General features: G+C 41.0%; 20 protein-coding genes. 8 read left to right on the forward strand and 12 right to left on the reverse strand.

Annotated features, from left to right (window positions below; translation table 11 throughout):
* The first annotated feature begins 814 nt into the window (after positions 1 to 814).
* From rpsO to FTV09_RS00655, 3 genes are all read left to right on the forward strand, one after another.
* Complete coding sequence (gene rpsO, locus FTV09_RS00645) at positions 815 to 1,084, forward strand: 30S ribosomal protein S15 (RefSeq protein WP_067761248.1); 270 nt, start codon at positions 815 to 817, stop codon at positions 1,082 to 1,084.
* A 274-nt stretch (positions 1,085 to 1,358) separates the two neighbouring features.
* A complete protein-coding gene (gene pnp / locus FTV09_RS00650) occupies positions 1,359 to 3,446 on the forward strand; it encodes a polyribonucleotide nucleotidyltransferase (RefSeq protein WP_171256641.1) in 2,088 nt (695 codons plus the stop codon).
* 94 nt (positions 3,447 to 3,540) lie between these two features.
* Positions 3,541 to 4,809 (forward strand): magnesium transporter CorA family protein, encoded by a 1,269-nt coding sequence (locus tag FTV09_RS00655; RefSeq protein WP_180056258.1) that lies wholly within the window; start codon positions 3,541 to 3,543, stop codon positions 4,807 to 4,809.
* A gap of 43 nt (positions 4,810 to 4,852) precedes the next feature.
* Here the strand turns inward: FTV09_RS00655 and FTV09_RS00660 are convergent, their stop codons facing one another.
* The 10 genes from FTV09_RS00660 to FTV09_RS00705 form a co-directional block, all read right to left on the reverse strand.
* Positions 4,853 to 5,302, reverse strand: a complete 450-nt coding sequence (locus FTV09_RS00660) for a DUF2147 domain-containing protein (RefSeq protein WP_180056259.1) — start codon at positions 5,300 to 5,302, stop codon at positions 4,853 to 4,855.
* Between the two features lie 170 nt (positions 5,303 to 5,472).
* Positions 5,473 to 5,736 (reverse strand): YdcH family protein, encoded by a 264-nt coding sequence (locus FTV09_RS00665; RefSeq protein WP_180056260.1) that lies wholly within the window; start codon positions 5,734 to 5,736, stop codon positions 5,473 to 5,475.
* Positions 5,737 to 5,807: 71 nt separating this feature from the next.
* A complete protein-coding gene (locus FTV09_RS00670) occupies positions 5,808 to 6,146 on the reverse strand; it encodes a chaperone modulator CbpM (RefSeq protein WP_180056261.1) in 339 nt (112 codons plus the stop codon).
* Positions 6,147 to 6,156: 10 nt separating this feature from the next.
* Positions 6,157 to 7,107 (reverse strand): DnaJ C-terminal domain-containing protein, encoded by a 951-nt coding sequence (locus FTV09_RS00675; RefSeq protein WP_180056262.1) that lies wholly within the window; start codon positions 7,105 to 7,107, stop codon positions 6,157 to 6,159.
* A 142-nt stretch (positions 7,108 to 7,249) separates the two neighbouring features.
* Positions 7,250 to 7,714 (reverse strand): DUF2147 domain-containing protein, encoded by a 465-nt coding sequence (locus FTV09_RS00680; RefSeq protein WP_180056263.1) that lies wholly within the window; start codon positions 7,712 to 7,714, stop codon positions 7,250 to 7,252.
* A gap of 187 nt (positions 7,715 to 7,901) precedes the next feature.
* Complete coding sequence (locus FTV09_RS00685; RefSeq protein ID WP_180056264.1) at positions 7,902 to 8,363, reverse strand: DUF2147 domain-containing protein; 462 nt, start codon at positions 8,361 to 8,363, stop codon at positions 7,902 to 7,904.
* Between the two features lie 284 nt (positions 8,364 to 8,647).
* Complete coding sequence (locus tag FTV09_RS00690; protein ID WP_180056265.1) at positions 8,648 to 9,103, reverse strand: DUF2147 domain-containing protein; 456 nt, start codon at positions 9,101 to 9,103, stop codon at positions 8,648 to 8,650.
* Between the two features lie 246 nt (positions 9,104 to 9,349).
* On the reverse strand, positions 9,350 to 10,225 hold the full coding sequence (gene hslO / locus FTV09_RS00695) for an Hsp33 family molecular chaperone HslO (protein WP_180056266.1): 876 nt from the start codon (positions 10,223 to 10,225) through the stop codon (positions 9,350 to 9,352).
* A gap of 50 nt (positions 10,226 to 10,275) precedes the next feature.
* Complete coding sequence (locus FTV09_RS00700) at positions 10,276 to 12,117, reverse strand: monovalent cation:proton antiporter-2 (CPA2) family protein (protein WP_180056267.1); 1,842 nt, start codon at positions 12,115 to 12,117, stop codon at positions 10,276 to 10,278.
* Between the two features lie 77 nt (positions 12,118 to 12,194).
* The gene (locus FTV09_RS00705) at positions 12,195 to 14,417 is read right to left on the reverse strand and encodes a primosomal protein N' (RefSeq protein ID WP_180056268.1); all 2,223 of its coding nucleotides are present in this window, start codon (positions 14,415 to 14,417) and stop codon (positions 12,195 to 12,197) included.
* Between the two features lie 150 nt (positions 14,418 to 14,567).
* Here FTV09_RS00705 and gspF point away from each other — a divergent pair, with 150 nt between their 5' ends.
* The 4 genes from gspF (at position 14,568) to FTV09_RS00725 (ending at position 17,424) form a co-directional block, all read left to right on the forward strand.
* The gene (gene gspF / locus FTV09_RS00710) at positions 14,568 to 15,773 is read left to right on the forward strand and encodes a type II secretion system inner membrane protein GspF (protein ID WP_067761214.1); all 1,206 of its coding nucleotides are present in this window, start codon (positions 14,568 to 14,570) and stop codon (positions 15,771 to 15,773) included.
* A gap of 26 nt (positions 15,774 to 15,799) precedes the next feature.
* Positions 15,800 to 16,237: a type II secretion system major pseudopilin GspG gene (gene gspG / locus FTV09_RS00715; RefSeq protein WP_067761211.1), complete on the forward strand. Its 438-nt coding sequence runs from the start codon at positions 15,800 to 15,802 to the stop codon at positions 16,235 to 16,237.
* 283 nt (positions 16,238 to 16,520) lie between these two features.
* Entirely contained in the window at positions 16,521 to 16,856 is a 336-nt protein-coding gene (locus FTV09_RS00720; protein ID WP_067761210.1) for a hypothetical protein, read from the forward strand.
* A gap of 229 nt (positions 16,857 to 17,085) precedes the next feature.
* Positions 17,086 to 17,424, forward strand: coding sequence for a tRNA-binding protein (locus FTV09_RS00725; RefSeq protein ID WP_067761208.1), 339 nt, complete (start codon positions 17,086 to 17,088; stop codon positions 17,422 to 17,424).
* 98 nt (positions 17,425 to 17,522) lie between these two features.
* On the opposite strand, the gene lnt is transcribed toward FTV09_RS00725, so the two are convergent.
* Both lnt and FTV09_RS00735 read right to left on the reverse strand, forming a co-directional pair.
* Positions 17,523 to 19,082 (reverse strand): apolipoprotein N-acyltransferase, encoded by a 1,560-nt coding sequence (lnt, locus tag FTV09_RS00730; RefSeq protein ID WP_180056269.1) that lies wholly within the window; start codon positions 19,080 to 19,082, stop codon positions 17,523 to 17,525.
* Entirely contained in the window at positions 19,079 to 19,918 is an 840-nt protein-coding gene (locus tag FTV09_RS00735) for an HlyC/CorC family transporter (RefSeq protein ID WP_067761204.1), read from the reverse strand. The genes lnt and FTV09_RS00735 overlap by 4 nt, the downstream gene beginning before the upstream one ends.
* Before the next feature lie 234 nt (positions 19,919 to 20,152).
* Here FTV09_RS00735 and tusA point away from each other — a divergent pair, with 234 nt between their 5' ends.
* Complete coding sequence (gene tusA, locus FTV09_RS00740; protein ID WP_067761197.1) at positions 20,153 to 20,407, forward strand: sulfurtransferase TusA; 255 nt, start codon at positions 20,153 to 20,155, stop codon at positions 20,405 to 20,407.
* Positions 20,408 to 20,452: the final 45 nt, after the last annotated feature.

Here is a 20,452-nt window from a genome sequence, read left to right on the forward strand (position 1 = left end):
GATTCAAGAGATTTGCGCATGGAGCTTTTGTACTGTTTTTGAGAAGATGACTTCACACAAAAAGAACTCAACACGGACAGTTGAGTAAAATCGCATAAATATAATGATAACGTCAAAAGACAGCGAACTTACAGTGAAGTAAGGAAAGAGGAAACTTACAGCCGCTAAGCCTTGTAGTTTTGGGAGAGACTACAGGGCTTTTTTATGTCTGAAAATCACGATATGTCTCAATGTAACATTGGTTTAATACTGTTTAAGTTTTGTACGAAATGGCTTACATATAGATACGTAAAATACGACTTTTAACTTCAAGGAGTTGTGGCAAAATCTACCACATAAGGAAGTGTGAGTTAAAACATGGAATGTTTAACATAAGGACGCGAAAAAGCGCCATATAAAACAATAAATAATAAAACAATAATTAAAAAAGAAGAAACTACAGCGCAAAAAAGCCCGAGCCTAGCTCGGGCTTTTTTTTAACCTGAGCCATTAGGAGTGGATATGGAGTTTAAGTGAGTAAAAAGAATTCACCATTAAATGGCAAAGTCTTTGGAGCGATATATTTTTTAATTCAGCTTAGAATTATATTTATATAAAAAACAATAAGAAAAGCTGATGTGGTGTGCAGAATAAATGACTCAAGCGCTGAGCCTAAATTTATAGTTAAAAATCCCTGTGCTGATGGTCATCTCTTTTTGCAATCAGACCCATTTTCCCTTACTATAATGCACTTGCTGTAGTGATGCACGGCAGTCAGCTGATTCATCAGTTGATTCGTATCAAATTTTAACCTTAAGCATCTCGGAGAAATCGAATGGCTTTAACTAACGCAGATCGCGCAGAGATCATCGCTAAATTTGCTCGCGCTGAAAACGACACTGGTTCACCAGAAGTTCAAGTAGCTCTTTTAACTGCTCAAATCAATGATTTACAAGGTCACTTCAAAGAGCACAAACACGACCACCATAGCCGTCGCGGTCTTATCCGTATGGTTAACCAACGTCGTAAGCTTCTTGACTACCTTAAAGGTAAAGACGCTACTCGTTACAGCGCTTTGATCGCTGCTTTAGGTTTACGTCGTTAATTCGATTTAAACTTTTATTTTCGGATTATTGCATGCTAAGTGCTGTATTACTGAAAACTAAAGTCTATCCAGCTTTGGCTGGATAATGGAGAAGGGGCGATGATTCGCTCCTTCTTTGTGTCTTAAATTCAAATTTTACTCTTTTTGGGTAATTAATTGTCTGGTGAGGTCGGCTTCTAAGCTTTGTCATTTAAAACTATGTTGTGAATGCCAAACCTTAGGGGTCTCCACTAGAATAATTGTTCAAAAGAACTAGGAAAAATAAAACATGTCGATGTTTAATATTATTCGTAAAGAATTCCAGTTTGGTCAGCACAATGTTGTGTTAGAAACTGGTCGTGTTGCACGTCAAGCAAACACAGTTGTGATTACTATGGGCGGCGTACAAGTCCTTGTTGCTGTTGTTGCTCAACCAAAAGCAAAAGCAGGTCAAGACTTCTTCCCATTGACTGTTAACTATCAAGAAAAACAATATGCAGCGGGTCGTATCCCAGGTGGTTACGGTAAACGTGAAGGCCGTGCGTCTGAAGCTGAAACTTTAATTTCACGCTTAATCGACCGTCCAATTCGTCCATTGTTCCCAGAAGGTTACTTCAACGAAATCCAAGTAACAGCAACTGTTATTTCTTCTGACAAAACGATGGATGCTGACATTGCTGCAATGTTGGGTACATCTGCTGCGTTATCGATTGCAGGTACGCCTTTCCGTGGTCCAATCGGTGGCGCGCGTGTTGGTTTGATCAATGGCGAATACATCCTTAACCCGAACCACGAACAGTTAAAAGAATCTGATCTTGACCTTGTTGTTGCAGGTACAGAATCAGCTGTATTGATGGTTGAATCTGAAGCGAAAGAACTTTCAGAAGACCAAATGCTTGGTGCTGTATTGTTCGGTCATGACGAAATGCAAATCGCGATCCAAGCGATCAAAGAATTTGCTGCAGCTGCTGGTGCGGTTGAGTCAACTTGGGTTGCTCCCGTTAAAAACGAAGAACTTCTTGGCAAATTAAAAGAAGCATTCGAAGCGAAAATTTCTGAAGCATACACAATCGCTGTTAAGCACGATCGTTATGCAGCACTTGATGCACTTCAAGAAGAAGCTTTGGCTCAATTCGTTCCTGAAAATGACGAAACTGGTATTGCTGACGAAGTAAACGAATTATTCGAAGACCTTAAATACCGTACAGTTCGTGACAACATCTTGTCTGGTAAACCACGTATTGATGGTCGTGATACAAAAACTGTTCGTGCAATCGACGTACAAGTTGGCGTTCTAGACCGTGCTCACGGTTCTGCATTGTTCACACGTGGTGAAACTCAAGCATTAGTAACGACTACACTTGGTAATACTCGTGATGCGTTAATGGTTGATACCCTTGCTGGTACTAAAACTGATAACTTCATGCTTCACTACAACTTCCCTGCATACTCAGTAGGTGAAACTGGTCGTGAATCTGGTCCTAAACGTCGTGAAATCGGTCACGGTCGTCTAGCACGTCGTGGTGTTCAAGCTGTTCTTCCTGCAGCTGACCGCTTCCCGTATGTCATCCGCATTGTATCTGACATTACTGAATCTAACGGTTCATCTTCAATGGCTTCTGTATGTGGTGCTTCTCTATCACTTATGGATGCAGGTGTTCCACTTAAAGCACCAGTTGCGGGTATCGCAATGGGTCTAGTGAAAGAAGGCGAGCGTTTCGCAGTGCTTTCTGACATCTTGGGTGACGAAGATCACCTTGGCGACATGGACTTTAAAGTAGCAGGTTCTGCAAACGGTATTACTGCGCTTCAAATGGACATCAAGATCGAAGGTATTACTGAAGAGATCATGGAGTCTGCATTGAACCAAGCGTATGCTGGTCGTATGCACATCCTGAACGAAATGAACCAAGTGATTTCACGCGCTCGTCCTGAAATCTCTATGCACGCGCCTACATTCCAAGTGATTAACATCAACCCGGACAAAATCCGTGATGTAATCGGTAAAGGTGGTGCGACGATTCGTGCTATTACTGAAGAAACTAAAGCTGCAATCGATATTGAAGATAACGGTACAGTTCGCGTATTTGGTGAAACTAAAGCGGCTGCTTCTGCTGCTGTTGCGAAAATCCAAGCGCTTACTGCTGAAATCGAACCAGGTACAATCTACACTGGTAAAGTAATTCGTATTGTAGAATTCGGTGCGTTTGTAAACATCCTTCCTGGTACTGATGGTTTACTTCACATCTCTCAAATCTCTAACGAACGCATTGCGAACGTTTCAGACGTATTGTCTGAAGGTCAAGAAATCAAAGTTCAGGTTGCTGACGTTGATAACCGTGGCCGTATTAAATTGACTATGAAAGACATCGAACAAGCTTAATGCTTTGAGTGATGTTTAAAGTCTAAAAAAAAGCCCTCTTTTGAGGGCTTTTTTTATGGCATTATGCAAATGTAAACACAATAAAAAATGAGTCATGCAAAGCTACTATTTTTTTCAGCATCCGACCGCTTCACATATTTATGTCCAAGACCAAGCGCAGCGCGAACAGCAAGCCGATCAAGAGCCAGAATTTATTTGGATTGATTGCACCCGTGAAGATGTGGTGAATCGACCAGAAGCTTGGCAAAATGAAATTTTTCAACAGTGCCAACTACGCGTCAATGAATACCATTTACGCGATATTTTAAATTTAGAACATCCATGTGCTTTTGATACTTTAGATGACTATGATCTGCTGATTTTTCGCAAAATGATTACGCCAGATGATCAAATCGTTGCTGGTGAACAAGCGCTAGAAAAGCATGAGCGAGTTTTTGGTTTAGCGACAACACCGATTAGTTTTATGCTGACCCCGCAAGTTTTAATTACCATTCGCGAAAAAGGCAATAAAGCCATTGAGAGTTATTTACAGCGAATTGAAACGTTGATTACCCGACCGATAGATGAGCAAAATAAACCGCGAAAGCTGGCTACTACACCGCTCGATTTGGCGCTGCGATTACTCAACAATATGGTAGATGGTTATTTAGATTTAAGGGTGCCACTCACGCGTCGTGTAGAATTTTGGCAACAAGAACTATTGCAAGGACATCGACGTTTTACTAAGTGGCATCAATTGCTACAAGAAAATATGGCCTTTCAACAGGTCGAAAATCTGTGTGAAGAGCAGATCGAGACTTTACAAGAATTACGTGATGAAATTGTCGATAATTACCCGCATCTAAAGGGTAAAAAACGTAGTGAAAAGCAGGACATTATGTTGGTACGCGTGGATGATTTGACCAGTCATATTGAACGGATTCAAAAACATACCACACGTTTACGCAGTGCAGTTCAGGCTGCAATCGATTTACACTTTTCGGCAGTGGCCAACCAAACCAATGAAAATATGCGGATTCTGGCGATTATTACCGCCATATTTGCACCACTGACTTTATTGACAGGTATTTATGGAATGAATTTTGAGTTTATTCCAGGCTTAAAATCACCGACAGGCTTTTGGTTGATGTTGGCTATCATGCTCATCACCACAATATTGCTGCTGTATTATTTCTATCGACGACATTTGGTTGGGCGTGGGGAAAAGAGCGTGATTGATATGTTGGCACAGCAACATGGCGATCAACATATGAATTTATTTTGGTTTATGGACTATGAACCCATTAAGCAGACGGTGAAGGGAACAGTGAAAGGCACGGTCAAAACCATGAAAGAAATTGAAAAGCTGACGAAAATAAAATAATTGTTCGTCAGCTTGCTGACTTGATTGAGTGCTTAATACATTTTTATTCTGCGCGAATCCATGTCGTACTTCGCCCAAGGGCAGATACGCCAATATAGCCACGCATGGATAAACGTTTACCTGTACTACTGAGTTTGGCTTTACCTTTATAGACATTCCCTGACAACGGGTCGAGTACGGTGCCACCGCTATATTCCAATGGGTTTTTGCTGTCTTGCTTAAAACCACGCATAATTTCTAAGCCGACGAGAGGTGTGTTTTTTAACTTGCCTTTACATTTTACGCAAATTTCAACTAAGGGCTTATAGGGTAGCGGTCGGATCGCCGTTAGCTTCCCACTATAAGTTCCATCTGCATTTTTGACGACAGTGACATCACCCCGAGAATAACCCGTTTGGTCATCAATTGTTTTCCATACCCCAGTAATATCATTTGCCTGTAATAATCCACTGACACAGAGCAATGAACCAAACACGATACGACGTATTGACATGAATTCTTCCTTTTATATGTTTGTTCTTATTAAGTAAGGTTGGCAAGCAGCACAAGTGAATTCATCGTGACAACAGTCTCAGTAAGTACTGATATTATCGTGTCATGTAGAATTGCCTGTGCCGCGCAAAACATGCATCATTTTGGGAACTCCTTCAAGTGCATGAATATTTAAGGTATATCATTATTTTCGCTACTTTTGAGTAAACGATAAATTTCATCTTTTAATTTCAGTTTTTTACGCTTAATACCCTCAATATCACTGTTGTGATGATTCACAGGATCAAGCTCAAGCTGAATAATCTCACGATCTAATTCATCATGTTCTTCGAAGATTCGTGCGAAGTGAGGGTTTTCATCACGTAATTGTGTGACTAACTCTCGAAACTCTGGAAACATGTTTTTGACTTTTTTATTGCAATCTCTTGTTTTCATGATGGTCGACAGTTCTCTCTGCAGGTAAAAAAAGAAGAACGCCCTGCAATGCAGAGCGTTCGTGTGATTTCTTAGTGTGTTTGAAATTGTTGATGTTTTACTTGGCGACGTAATTGTTGTACTTCATCAATTAAGTCCAACATCATTGCGACGGCAGTGAAACTGGCATCGAAGTCGCGTTGTAGCCGGTACGCTCGCCGCGCTCTAGAAATATCATCACCAAAAAATTGATGAATACGTTCTTCGGAACGGCTAGGCAAAATATCATATTCGAGTAGTTGGAGTACCCATTCAGGGCTTTGCCCACAGGCAGAGGCAAAGTGCTGTAGATCAAAACTCTTTTTCTCATCTACAATTTCAGTCTGTTTACAACCGTCACAGACAATTTCACGATAATGAATGGTGGTCATAACGCTCTCCTTAAGACTGTCTTGGGTTAAATGACGGAAAGGCCTCAGCAAATGCGCTATAGGCTTGTTGCTGTTGTTCAGTTTGGGCAGGAGGTATCACTATATTTAAGATCAGGTAAAGATGACCAGGTGTTTTATTTGGTATCCCTTTGTCTTTTAATCGTAGCTGCTGACCCTCACGTGCATTTTTAGGAATTTGGAGCTCGAGTGTTTTTTCATCGGGTGTCTGAATTTCAATTTTTTGCCCAAGTGCTGCTTCCCAGGGACTAATATTCAATTGTTGATAAATATCAGAACCTTCAACTCGAAGTTTTTCAGTGTGCTTATAGAGGATTTCAATATATAAATCGCCAGACGCGCCACCGTTGTAACCACTTTGACCTTGTCCAGCTAAACGAATCTGTTGACCCGATTTCATTCCCGCAGGAATTTTAACAGCCAAGGTTTTGCGCTGGACTTCCGGCTCACCATAGGCATTCAAACTTGGAATTTGAAGTGTTATGGTCTGATTCGCACCATGATAGGCCACATCAATATCAACTTCTAAGCTGGCATGTTGGTCTTCACCACGAAAGCTCTGAGCTTGGCGTTGATTACGTTGATATTGATAATCTGCGCCACCAAAACCTTGGCCAAAGCGTCCAAAAATATCTTCAAAGCCACTGAAATCAGCACTTTGCCCCTGTGATCCCGCTTGGCGGTAAAATTGTGATTGATCAAAGCCTTGCGCATTGCTAGTGAAACCCTGTGGATGGTCAAGCTCAAAGTCATACTGCTTTTTCTTTTCAGTATCACTAAGTGTGTCATAGGCAACATTAATGGCTTGCATCCGCGCTTCGGCATCCGCTTCTTTACTGACATCAGGATGGTATTTCCGCGCCAGTTTGCGATAGGCTTTCTTAATTTGATCGGCTGAAGCATCACGTGCTACACCGAGAGTTTGATAGTGATTGTCAGGCATACTCTCTGTATAAATATTGATTATGTTTTAATCAATATAAGAGGGTTCATCAAACTGCAACAGTCCATATTTGCAGCTTATTGTTTCAAAACATGACAACAAAAAAGCCCCGATACGGGGCCTTTTAAAATATTGTTTGAAATTAATATTTTATCCAAGTCACACTACGACCAATGACTGAAACCCCAACATATCCGCGTAAGGTTAAGTGACGACCGGTGGTACTGAGTCGTGCTTTACCTTTGTAAATCTTACCGCCAATCGGGTCGAGTACTTTACCATTTTGGTATTCACGCGGATTCTTAGGGTCTTGTTTAAAGTCCCATATAAAAGGTAAGCCGATAAATGGTTTATTCTTCAATTCACCAGGGCAGTTTGAGCAAATCACCATTTTATCTGTGCCCGGTACGTTGCGTGTGGTCACAATAACACCTTCATAGGTACCATCCGCTTTTTTACGAATTTCTACATCTGCACGTGAATAGCCTGTACGATCATCAACGGTTTTCCATTTACCGACTAAGGGATCATTTTCAGCAGCAATTGACAATGCTGACAGAGCAGAAAATACAAAGCCTACTAAAAATTGTTTATAGATTTTGTTCATTTCATCCCCTGAAAATTCAGTTTTATGTTTTTAGAGTAAGTCGCCTAATTTATATATAAAAATATATTAAATCAAATTGATAGGTGTGATTTAATTGGCATTATTTGGTTGAATATTGCAATAATATAGAGTTTTTGCTCGAATTATTTTGCTAAAAAAGCCCTCAGACACGAAGGCTTAATCAATTTTAGTTTTTGACCCAAGTGACATTTCTTCCGAGCGATGAGCCTTCTAAGCGACCATGGATCACCAGATGCTTACCATTACTCATTAAACGAGCGCGCGCATGATAATGTTGTCCTGATTTTGGGTCGAGTATGACGCCACCAACAAAGCTATTTTCTTGGCTTGGATCAGCAGTAAGTCCTGTCATGGTGGTTAGGCCGATCAGAGGCTGATTTTTTTGTCGACCACTACATTTAGAACAGATATCGTAGTGGGTTGCACCAGGGATATTACGGGTATTGATAATGGTTGCACTATAGTGATTGTCTTTGTCTTTACGAATGACTACATCTGACAATGAATAACCTGTCCGATCATCAATCGTTTTCCATGTACCGACTAAGGGATCACCTGCCGCAAATGTACTCAAACTTAAGGTTGTACATAGGCCAAAGAGGAGAGTGGAAATTTTGTGAGATGTCATCGGATGTACCCCATAAATAAATGCCTAACAATATAAAGGCATAAAAAAATTATGGAATTAATATAGCCTGAATAATTTGAAAATTGCTACTCATGCTATGAGAAATTTAATTTATTTTTCACTCAATTGTGTTAATCAATTATTTAATTTCTATAAAAATATGAATTTAATCACACTAGTAATTTAGTCGGAATTTACCGCGTTTAGATTTAAGTTTGCCGTAGCTTCTTGCTCTGGAGTTCAAGTTGTTACGGCAATGAAAGCCTGAATAATGCAATTAATACTTATTCAATTCGTATCCATGACACTGTGCGTCCAAGTAGCGTTGTCCCGACGTAGCCTCGGAGAGTCAGGACATTACCACGTGCATTGAGCTGGCCTTTACCTTGATACGTATGGCCTGACAGTGGGTCGATGACTTTACCATTGATGTATTCGTTGTCCTTTTTACCACTAAGTTGGAAGCCCGATAAAATCGGTAAACCAAGTAAAGGCGCATTTTTCAATTTACCTTCGCATTTTTCACAATGACTGATTGCGGGGCGGTTGGGTATCGCATGTACTTTGGTGATTTTTCCGCTATAGCTACCATCTTTGAGTTTACTGATAAGCACTTCGGCACGGGCATAGCCCGTTTTATCATCAATCGTTTTCCATTTTCCAGCTAGATCTGCTGCTTGCACAGAGACTGTGCTTGAGAGTGCTAAACTGAAAAGTAGAGGGATCGTTCTCTTATCCATTTTATTGTCCATTTTTTTTGCTATTTTTTTAATTTTGAAATTCAGCATGTATTGATTTTAGTGGCTAAATTTCATGCGCGATTCTACAAGAATACATTTAGATATCAAGATCTGTTCGTCACTTTATGATTTAAGTAAATGGCATATGTATGGTCAACTTCTAGATGGATGACACTGTAGTCCATAAAGATGTGAAATAAAAAAAACACCCCGAAGGGTGTTTTTTATTTGGACTGAGTAGGTGAATTAACTTAGATGTTCACCAAACAGAGATAAGGCTTCTTCGGCGGTAAAGGTGTACTTGGTGTTACAGAATTGGCAATCCATTTCAATTGGATTCTGATGTTCTAAGGTTTCACGTACAGCACTGACACCAATTTGTTCAAGCGCAGTGGCACAGCGCTCCTTCGAACAAGTACAACCAAATTTTAATGCTTCAACTTCAGGCAGACGAACTTCTTCTTCATTGTACAAACGGTATAAAATTTCGTTGGCTGGCAGGGTAGTCAATTCTTCCGCTTTTAGTGTTTCTGTCAACATGGTAAGACGAGGCCATAAGTCTTCGTCTACACGGCGTTGTTCTTCTTCACTGTTGCGAGGTAACAATTGAATTAATAAACCGCCAGCTAATGTGTTGTCACATGCCAAGACAATACGTGTCGGAATCTGCGCAGACAAATCGTAATATTGCATTAGGCAGCCAGCGAGTGTTGGCTTATCTAAAGGAACGATCCCTTGATAACGTTCACCAAATTCAGGTTCGATATTAATAAATAAAACTGGGTTTACCAATGATTTCAGCACAATACTGCTGTCATCTGCTGCTTGGAAATGAGGATCTTCTTCATAGTCTGCAAGGGCACGTACTTCACCAAGGTGATTACATTCAGCCATCGCCCATTTAAATGTACCAGCAGCTTGGATTTGCAAGCTAATACGACCTTTAATTTTGAGGGTACTTGCCAATAAAGCAGTTGCACAAAGCATTTCACCTAAAAGAACTTGAACCGCAGGTGCATAGTCACGTTGCGCAAAAATTGTATTCAAGGTTTCTTCAAGATGAACCACTTCACCACGTACAGGGCTATCTTCGATAAAAAAGCGTTGGCGTAAATCAGACATAAAATTCTCCATAACCCAGCATTAATGGTGACGATATTGTAAAACACAAGTCATTCATTATCATCTCTTGTGACGTCAATTCGGTGACGGTGTAAGCCACGCTGCAAATCTACACCTGTTGGCTGTTCACGAGCCAATGCATCACTTTCAAATAGATGTTCAAGCTCTGCTAACGCATTACGATGGGTTTCATAAATTTTCTGTTCATCAGTATAGAACTGTTGTTGCTGGGCTAATAGTTTGTCATCGTAATCACGGAATAATTCAATACTCTTATAGGCATCATCTTCACTGACCCCTAAATCACACAGCATGTGATAGGCCATGCCTAAAGATGATAAATAGGTTTCACGCCAAATATGTTCAATGCCTAAATCACGTAGCAGATGTACTTGATGACGGTCACGTGCACGAACCAAAAGTTTTAACTGCGGATAGTTGAGACGAATATGGCGTGCCACATTCATTGAATCTTCAATATCATCTATGGCAAGTACGAATATCTTGGCATGTTCAATTCCGGCAGCACGTAAAATGTCGGGCTGGGTGGCATCGCCATAATATAGGTGTCCGCCATAGTTTCGTACAAAATCGACTTTATCAAGATTACTGTCGATTGCGGTAAATGATAGGTGCTGTAAGTGGGCGACGCGGGCAATGATCTGACCAAAACGACCAAATCCTGCGATGATAACAGGATTATGTTCATCTGGAATTTCATCGTATTCAGGTACGGTTTTAATGCTAAAACGCGGCAGAATTTGTGATTGCATGAGCCAATAGAGCATTGGCGTTAGCACCATCGACAAGGTCACGATCAAGGTTATGGGCTGCAAAATGGCTTGCTGAATCACGTTTTCACTTTTTGCCACGTTCAGCACGACAAAAGCAAATTCACCGCCTTGTGCTAAACATGTTGCTAACAACAAACTGTTGCGCCATGAATTTTTCAAATAACGGGCAATGGCAGTCAGTGAAATCATTTTGATGAGCAGTAAAGCCAGCGTCCCCCCAATAATCAACCAAGGCATATCGATAAATAAAGATAATTCAGTGGTCATACCAACGGTCATAAAAAATAGACCGAGTAGCAAGCCTTTAAAGGGCGCAATACTGGCCTCTAGTTCGTGGCGGAATTCTGAGTCCGCAAGTAACACACCTGTGAGGAAAGCACCCAGTGTGGTACTGATGCCAAGTACATCCATCAGACCGACCACAGCCAAAACAATGAACAAGCCGACGGCAGTGATCAGTTCATGTGCGCCACTTTTAGCCACAAAGCGAAAGAATGGGCGCATCAGATAACGGCTAAACAAAAACAAGCCACTAAAGGTGGCGACTATCGCTGCAAAATAGGCGATGCCGTGATGGGATGATTCTGTGCCTGCCAATAGTGGAATTACAGCAATTAAGGGAATTGCCGCCATATCTTGAAACAGCAAAATCGAAAATGATTGCTGCCCGTAGGTGGTATTGAGTTGTTGTTTTTCACTCAGCATTTGTAGAACAAAAGCGGTGGACGACAGTGCTAATGCAAAACCAATCACTACACTCGCGGCAATACCTTGCTGTAAGGCAAAGAAACTCACCACTGCAAGTACAATACCGGTAATACCGACTTGTAAACTGCCCATGCCAAAAATTGCGCTGCGCATACTCCACAAGCGTTGCGGGCGTAGTTCTAAGCCAATCAAGAACATCAACAAAATCACCCCAAATTCGGCCAGTTCTTGAATAGCTTCAGGGTCACTTGCTATGTTAAATACATCGGGGCCGAGCAAAATACCAGTAAACAGATAACCTAATACGGTGGCGATCCCGAAACGCTTGAGTAAAGGAACAAGCAGTAGGGAGGCGCCAAGGAAAATTGTAATCTGTAACAGTTGAGACATTTGCCAGTCCTAGGGTCATGTGTAGCAGCTTTTATCAGCTCAGTATGACTGAACTGATGTTTATTCAGTGTACTCGTTTAGCTCAGTTCTTGTGGGTCTATATCTAAACTGAGCTTCATGTTTGATGGCTTGTTATGCAATAGGTTTTGCCACCAATAGCGTAAGTAATAATGTAGGCGCGCACGGTCTTGCGACAAAAGCACCATATGTGCTTGATAGCGTCCAGCTTTGCGTTCCATCGGTGCAGGAATGGGCCCCCAAATATCGATGATATTGTCGGAATCTTGACGTAGCTGTTGGGCATGTTGCTGTAAAAAATCCGTATTCACTTGTTGATCTTTGGACTCACAGCGAATCAAGGCGGCATAACGAAATGGGGGCATCAAGGCCATTTCCCGTTCTTTCATTGTTTCCTGTGCAAATTTGCGATAATCCTCGTTAACCAGTGTGTTGAGTAAGGGATGCTCGGGTCTTAATGTTTGTAGGAATACATCGCCTTTACGTTCGCCACGGCCGGCACGCCCTGTGACCTGCACAATCAGTTGAGCAGTACGTTCTATGGCACGAAAGTCTACGCTGAGTAGACCTGAGTCTATATCTAAAATTGCTACCAACGTCACGTAAGGGAAATGATGACCTTTGGCCAGCATTTGCGTACCAAGCAAAATTGCAGGTTCACTTTTTTGAATTTTGTCATAAATCTTTTGCCAACTACCAACGCGGCTGGTCGAGTCACGATCCACTCGAATGACGTCATGTTCAGAAAATAGCTCATTTAAACTTTCTTCAACTTTGGCTGTGCCCATCCCAATAGATTTGAGCTCCTGATGATTACACTGTGGACAGTGATCTGGCATACGGTGAATGGTGCCGCAGTGATGACAATGTAAATGTTGATAAGGCGTACGGTGAATCGTGAAATTGGCATCGCAATGTGGGCATTTGGCTTGCCATGCACAACTTTCACAAATCAGTACAGGTGCATAACCACGGCGGTTTAAAAACACCAATACTTGCTCTTTTTTCTCAAGACGTTTACGAATTTCACCAATCAAAAGTTGGCTAATGCCATGCTGTTTTTGCGCAACTTTTAAATCTAATATATGCATTTTGGGCATCACTGCGGTGCCTGCACGTTGATTGAGTTCCAAAATTGTCATCTTGCCTTGTTTGGCAAGGGCATAGCATTCAATACTAGGTGTAGCAGAGCCTAGAATGACAGGGCATTGCTCTAAATGCCCACGGAACAAAGCAACATCGCGTGCGTGGTAGCGGAAGCCTTCTTGTTGTTTAAAGGAAAGGTCGTGCTCTTCATCGAGTACAATCAAACCTAGATTTGGCAGCGGCGTATAAATGGCTGAACGTGTACCCAAAATAATAGAGGCTTTACCCGTTTGTGCGGCTTGCCATGCTTGCATACGTTTTGAATCGTTTAGCCCCGAATGTAATAAGGCAATATTGCAGTGGAAGCGGGACTGAAAGCGGCTAATCGTCTGTGGAGTAAGTCCAATCTCAGGAACTAAAACCAATACCTGTTTTCCTTGTTTTAGTACCTCTTGCATAATCTGTAGATAAACTTCAGTTTTACCACTGCCGGTTAAGCCATCGAGCAGGAAGGCCTGATATTTTTTACGTGCTTTTAATACGGTATCAATGGCTTTTTTTTGGTCAGGGTTTGCCGTAAGTGGCATTTGCGCCATGCTCATCGGCATCGGGCTAAAGTCTTGTTCTGCTAATACACATTCGCAGATGCCTTTTTTCTCTAAGGCTTTGAGTGTTGCTGTTTCCACACCTGACAGATTTAAAAGATTTTCACCTGTGCCTGTGGGATGTAATTTTAGTATTTTATACGCTTCTTGCTGACGCTCTGAACGTTTAATTTTGGCTTCAGCATTATGGTCAATCAGGTTCCATGTCCGTGCCAATAAGTTATAAGGTTTGCCTTGGCGCAGCAGCGTCGGTAAGGCACTTTGCATCACCTCACCAACTGGAAACTGGTAATACTGCGCTGACCATGTCAATAAACTTAAAACTTTCTCATCTAATATTGCTTGGTCATCGAGTAATTCTGTAATGGCTTTGAGTTTAAAGCTGGAATCAAGCGGGGCATCGGGTGCAATTTTTTCAACAATAATGCCAGTCAAATTTTGTCGACCAAATGACACAGCGACACGTGCACCAACCTGTGCATGTTGATATTGCTCTTGACTTAAGCTGTAATCAAAACAGTCATACAGATAAACCGGAACAGCAACACGGATACGGTAAATAGGCTGAGAAATGTTCGCTGAATTTGACATAAAACGTGGATAAGTTCCTGATTAAATTTCGTCGAGATCGTAAAAGAGTTGTGTTAGAGTGAGCTCATATTTTATATCTAAGAATATGAATGATTTTGATGGTCAGACGCAACTGCGCTGATGGATATTTTGGAAAATTAGAGCATTACAATGCCTGCATATCAGTTTACCGCCATAGATGCTTCAGGGAAGCAGCAGAAGGGTGTGCTTGAGGGTGATTCTGCACGACAAATTCGTCAGCAACTTCGAGACCAGTCGCTTATACCCGTTGCTGTCGATCCAATTGAGCAAAAAGACAAACATCATCAGCAAGGTTGGTTTCAAAAGGGTCTAACCGCCTATGATTTGGCATTGTTGACCCGTCAACTTTCTGTGTTAGTGGCAGCTGCGATTCCTTTAGAAGAAGCAATTCGTGCTGTAGGCAAGCAAAACGAAAAAGCCCATGTGCAAAATTTATTAATGTCGGTTCGTTCGAAAGTACTCGAAGGTCATTCATTGGCCAATGCACTACAACAGGCAGGGCGCTTTCCAGACCTTTATATTGCCACCATTGCCGCAGGCGAACGTTCAGGGCATCTTGATTTAATTTTAGACCAACTTGCGGATTACACTGAAAACCGCTTCGCCATGCAAAAGAAAGTGCAAGGCGCGATGATCTATCCCATTATTCTAATGTTGATGTCTTTCGGTATTGTGATGGGTCTCATGACCTATGTTGTACCTGATATTGTCAAAACATTTGATCAAAGCAAAGATACCTTACCATGGATTACCGTGGCGTTAATGAAAGCCAGCGATTTCATTCGCATGGCCTGGCCATTTTTATTGGTGGGTAGTGTGCTGGGTATTTTTCTGTTGGTACGTTTTTTAAGAACAGCAGCAGGGCACTATGCCTTTGATCGACTGACCTTAAAATTACCATTATTTTCTAAATTGTCGAAAGGGATTAACGCGGCACGTTTTGCCAGTACGTTGTCTATTTTAACCAAGTCGGGCGTTCCGCTGGTCGATGCACTCAAGATTGGTGCAGCCGTCAGTAATAACTGGGTGATTCGAGACTCTGTCAATTTAGCTGCAGAGAAAGTAACTGAAGGTGGTAATTTGGCAACACAGCTTGAGCGAAGTGGTTATTTTCCACCGATGATGGTACAAATGATCAAAAGTGGCGAAAGTTCAGGCGAATTGGATCGTATGCTCGAACGTGCATCCACCATGCAAGATCGCGAAGTCACAACCCTGATTTCAACCTTATTGGCACTTTTGGAACCATTGATGTTGGTGTTTATGGCCAGCATTGTTTTGGTGATTGTGATTGCAGTGATGCTTCCAATCGTAAACATGAACAATATGATTTAGAGCTTGCTTAAACAGAGATATGTAACATGCAGCAGAAGATTAAAAATATGAAGCAACAAGGTTTTACGTTAATTGAAGTCATGGTGGTGATCGTCATTTTAGGCGTTTTAGCTGCATTGATTGTTCCAAATGTGATGGGCCGTGGTGAAAAAGCCAAAGTCGATACCTCTGTCATTACCTTGAAGTCTGTTGCAGGGGCGTTGGATCAGTACAAAATGGATAATGGTAAATTTCCATCGATGCAAGATGGTGGTTTAAATGCCTTAATTACCAAACCAGAGTCTGCAAAAAATTGGTTACCAGGTGGCTATGTTAAAGGTGGCTACCCGAAAGACAGTTGGGATAACGATATCCAATATGTGATTCCGGGATCGGAAGGTCGCCCATATGATCTTTATTCGTTTGGTGCAGATGGTCAATCCGGTGGTACCGATAATGATGCAGATATTTTCTATAAGCATTAATTGAGAATAATTATAGATTCAGGTTTTATGGATTTAATCACTTCACTTAATTGGTTGATTCAATTTTGAGTGAAGTGATAATAAATCTTAATTATACTTATAATGTTAAATTATTGAATTTTATTAAAATAATATAATAACTTAAAGTTGATATTTATAATAAGAATTATTCCCAATTTTATTGATTACAATTATCGTAAAATATGGAGAAATATGGACTTTTCATTTAAATAAAACCACGCATAATATCTCTTATGGTACTTATTTAGCCATGGAGGATAGAATGAAAGCATTATTGTTAACGGATGAAATCAACCAGTTTCATTGGTCAATGCTGAAATCTGTTCTTTTGATTTTAAGCATATTGCCGTTGAGCCAAGGCATTGTTCATTTGTGGCAAAGCACAGAGGGCAGTAGCCAAATTATGGTGGGCTTTTTTGCAATTAGTCTCATGAGCTCATTACTGGCTTTAAGTTTTTGGTCTGCGCTAAAAGCAACAGTTGCGACACTGAATGAACAGCACCATTCTGCGCTTGAACAAGTTATTGTTCGTATTTACAGATATATTCCTATGTTATCACTTGCAGCAATGATGTCGTATTTAGTCACTCAATTTTAAATTCAGCATTGCACCAGTCTTAAGTATTGACCCGTTTAAAAACCAGAGATCGCTCTGGTTTTTTTATGCCAATTAAAAGCTCTATTCAATTTAATATTTTGTTTCAAAGGTGCGATGACGAACCGCTGTTTGTCTGTATTGAAGGATGCTTTGTCTATGCTTATGGATGGCGTTGAATTTATTCACACTTATACTGTTCCATCACAATAATAAACAGTGCGTGGATCTGATGGAAACAATAGATTGGCAGGATTTTTTTAAAGTTGAGCTTCGTGTAGGGCGCATTGTGCAAGCTGAGGTTTTTGAGCAAGCGCGTAAAGCTGCATATATTTTGCATGTCGACTTTGGAGAAGTTATCGGGATTAAAAAATCCAGTGCGCAAATTACGCAGTTATATCAGCCTGAACAATTGATTGGGAAATTGGTGGTCGCAGTGATTAATTTTCCTAAAAAACAAATTGGGCCAATTCAGTCCGAATGTTTAGTCACAGGTTTTCATAATATGGATGGTCATGTGGCGCTTTGTGTGCCCGATCAAGATGTTCCCTTAGGTGCGAAATTACTTTGAAACCAATAGTTTTGAATAAATGAATAAAAAAACCGAGCATCTGCTCGGTTTTTTTATTCATTTATAGCTTATTAAACAAATAAGCTTTCACATAATGATTAACGACGTGATTTGAAAGATACATCTACTTTACGTGGACGGTATATCCAGCCAAGTACCAATAAAAGTAATGAGAAAATCAGCACTGGCCAATCACTTAAGCGGGTATAAAGAGTCTCACCTTGCATTGCAGGAAGTTCACCGCGTAACACCGCATCCTTATCCATTGGTGCGCGTTTTACGATATGACCATTATGATCGATAAACGCAGTAATACCCGTATTGGTAGCACGAATAAACCAACGGCCATTTTCTTTGGCGCGCATTTGTACCATTTGTAAGTGTTGATGTGGACTGGCGGTGCCCGTAAACCATGCATCATTTGAGATGGTAACGAGGAAATCGCTCTGACTTGCATTACGACGCGTTAAGTTTGGATAGGCCACTTCATAGCAGATCGCAGTACCTAAATCATGACCTTTTACCTGTAATGGTTTTTGATCACTAGCACCGCGCGAAAATCCACTCATAGACGGATCATTTTGCAATGCAGGTAAAACCCAACTCAACATACCAGAGAGGGGAATATATTCACCAAAAGGTACGAGACGCTGCTTTTTGTATAGACCAGAAGCTTCATCACCAGTAGCTAAAATACTGTTGTAGTACATTGGGTGATTATTTTGCTGCGATTCAGCCAAATCCCAATAAGGGATGCCTGTCACCCATGCTGTCCCAGTTTTAGTTGCTTGCATATTCATTGCATCTAAAAACGGTTCAATGTCAGTTTGGAACATTGGAATAGAGGATTCAGGCCAAACGATTAAGTCTCGGCCCCATTCTGTACGGCTGAGTGAAGCATATTTAATTAAGGTGTCAGTTTGCTTCTCAATGAGCCATTTTTCATCTTGTGGGATGTTACCTTGAATTAAAGATACGCTGATTGGTTTTTCAGCTTTTGGTTGCACAAACTCCAGTTGTGCTGCACCCCATGCACCTAAAAGTACTATGGCAGAAGGGATAATCCAGAAGATACGTTTACGTAAAATTTCAACCAATGCGCAGGCTAACAGGATGACGACAAATGAAACACCGAAAATTCCGAATAAGGGCGCATAACTATCAAGAAAACGTTCAGTAAAAGCGTAGCCTGCAAATAGCCAAGGGAAGCCAGTAAAGACCCAAGTTTTACTCCACTCAAAGAATACCCACAATGGTGCAAAGGTCAGAGGAGTTTCTGGGAAAAAACGGCGATAGACCCAAGTTTGCACTGCGGTGAATAGCCCCATAACCAATGCCATGATCGCAATCATTAGGACACTAAGTACAGCATTGGTATCGCCATACACATGTATGGATGTATAAAGCCAAAAAGCACCGACAAACCACAGTCCAAAGCCATAAGCTAAGCCTATGAAAAAGGACTGTTTCGCTGTTCGTTTACTGAGGCAAGCATAAAGTAGGGCAGGTGACAGAATTGCCAACCACCAATAATGATAAGGTGCCAGCGACAAGCTGGAGATGGCACCTGAAAATAAAGAAATAAGTAAAGGGTAGATGATGGGCAGCTGTTTTTTTTGTTGTGATGAGTTTAACAGCTTATCAAAATAGGTTCTCATTTACGGACAGCTCGGATCAGATGAATAGTTCGTGCATCTGCTTCCAAAATGGTAAATTCCCAATTTTCAAGTTCAATCACTTGACCTTGTAAATCACTCACGAGACCCATTTCTTGAAGCAGTAAGCCGCCCACAGTTTCTACTTCATCATCAGAAAATTCAGCATCTAAAACATTGTTGAAATGTTCGATTGGTGTAAGTGCTTGAACTAACCATGTGTTTGCACTGAGTGGATCATCGTCAGGAATAATGAATTGGGCTTCTTCATCAACTTTGTCGTGTTCATCTTCAATTTCACCGACAATTTCTTCCAAAATGTCTTCTAAAGTCACCAGTCCTGAAGTTGTACCATATTCATCAATAACAACAGCAATATGGGTTTGAGTATTTTTCAACATACGTAAAACTTGGTCAGAACGAGCACTTTCAGGGACAAATAAGGGTTGGCGCATCAGGGCGCGAATATCCACTTTGGTGGTGGGTTCGGTCAAAAATGGCAACAAATCTTTGGCTAACAGGATGCCCACGACATTGTCGGGTTGATCTGCAGAGAACACGGGAAAACGAGAATGTGCTGATTCTACGAGGACGTGCAAAATGTCGAGTAGTTGATCATCTTCTTGTAAGCTGATCATTGCCGTGCGCGGCGTCATCACTTCACGAATTTTTGTTGCTGGTAAATCCAGTACACCTTCAAGCATTGCCACCGTATCGGGTTCTAAAAAGCGACGTGAATCTTGTACCAATTTTAACAGTTCGTCACGGGTTTCTGGTGCAGTACCCAGCCATTTACGTAAGCCGCGCATGCCCCACGACGGGCCTGATTCCTCTTGCATGATCTTTCCTGAAGACTCTTACTATCTAAAAATTATGATTTTATCATACCGTAGTCTAGACAGTTGTCTATCTATTAATGTGTGAAATCTATTTACCCATCGTTCATATTTAATTTATGTGATTGAGGTTGAGTTGTACTATTTTCTGAATGTTGTAAATCCTCTCAGCTTGATCGGAAAAAATAAATGGAAACGGTTATAATCATGACCTTATAAAGTTTTGGTTTTGTATACATGTCTGAATTTGGTGAAGTTAAAACTCAATTAAATACGCGTGGTTTACGCTGTCCTGAACCTGTAATGATGTTGCATCAAGCGATTCGTAAATCTAAATCAGGTGATATTGTTGAAGTTTTTGCGACTGATAATTCAACATCATGGGATATTCCAAAGTTCTGTATGCATTTAGGACATGAGCTTTTACTTCAAGAAGAATATCTTGACGAAAATGGCAATAAAGAATTTCATTATTTGGTGCAAAAAGGATAATGAGTACTCTACAGCTTGTTCTATAGTGGTTTGAGCAAGCTGATC

Origin of the sequence: Acinetobacter sp. YH12227 (genome assembly GCF_013417785.1) — a bacterium.
GTDB classification, from domain to species: Bacteria; Pseudomonadota; Gammaproteobacteria; order Pseudomonadales; family Moraxellaceae; genus Acinetobacter; species Acinetobacter gandensis.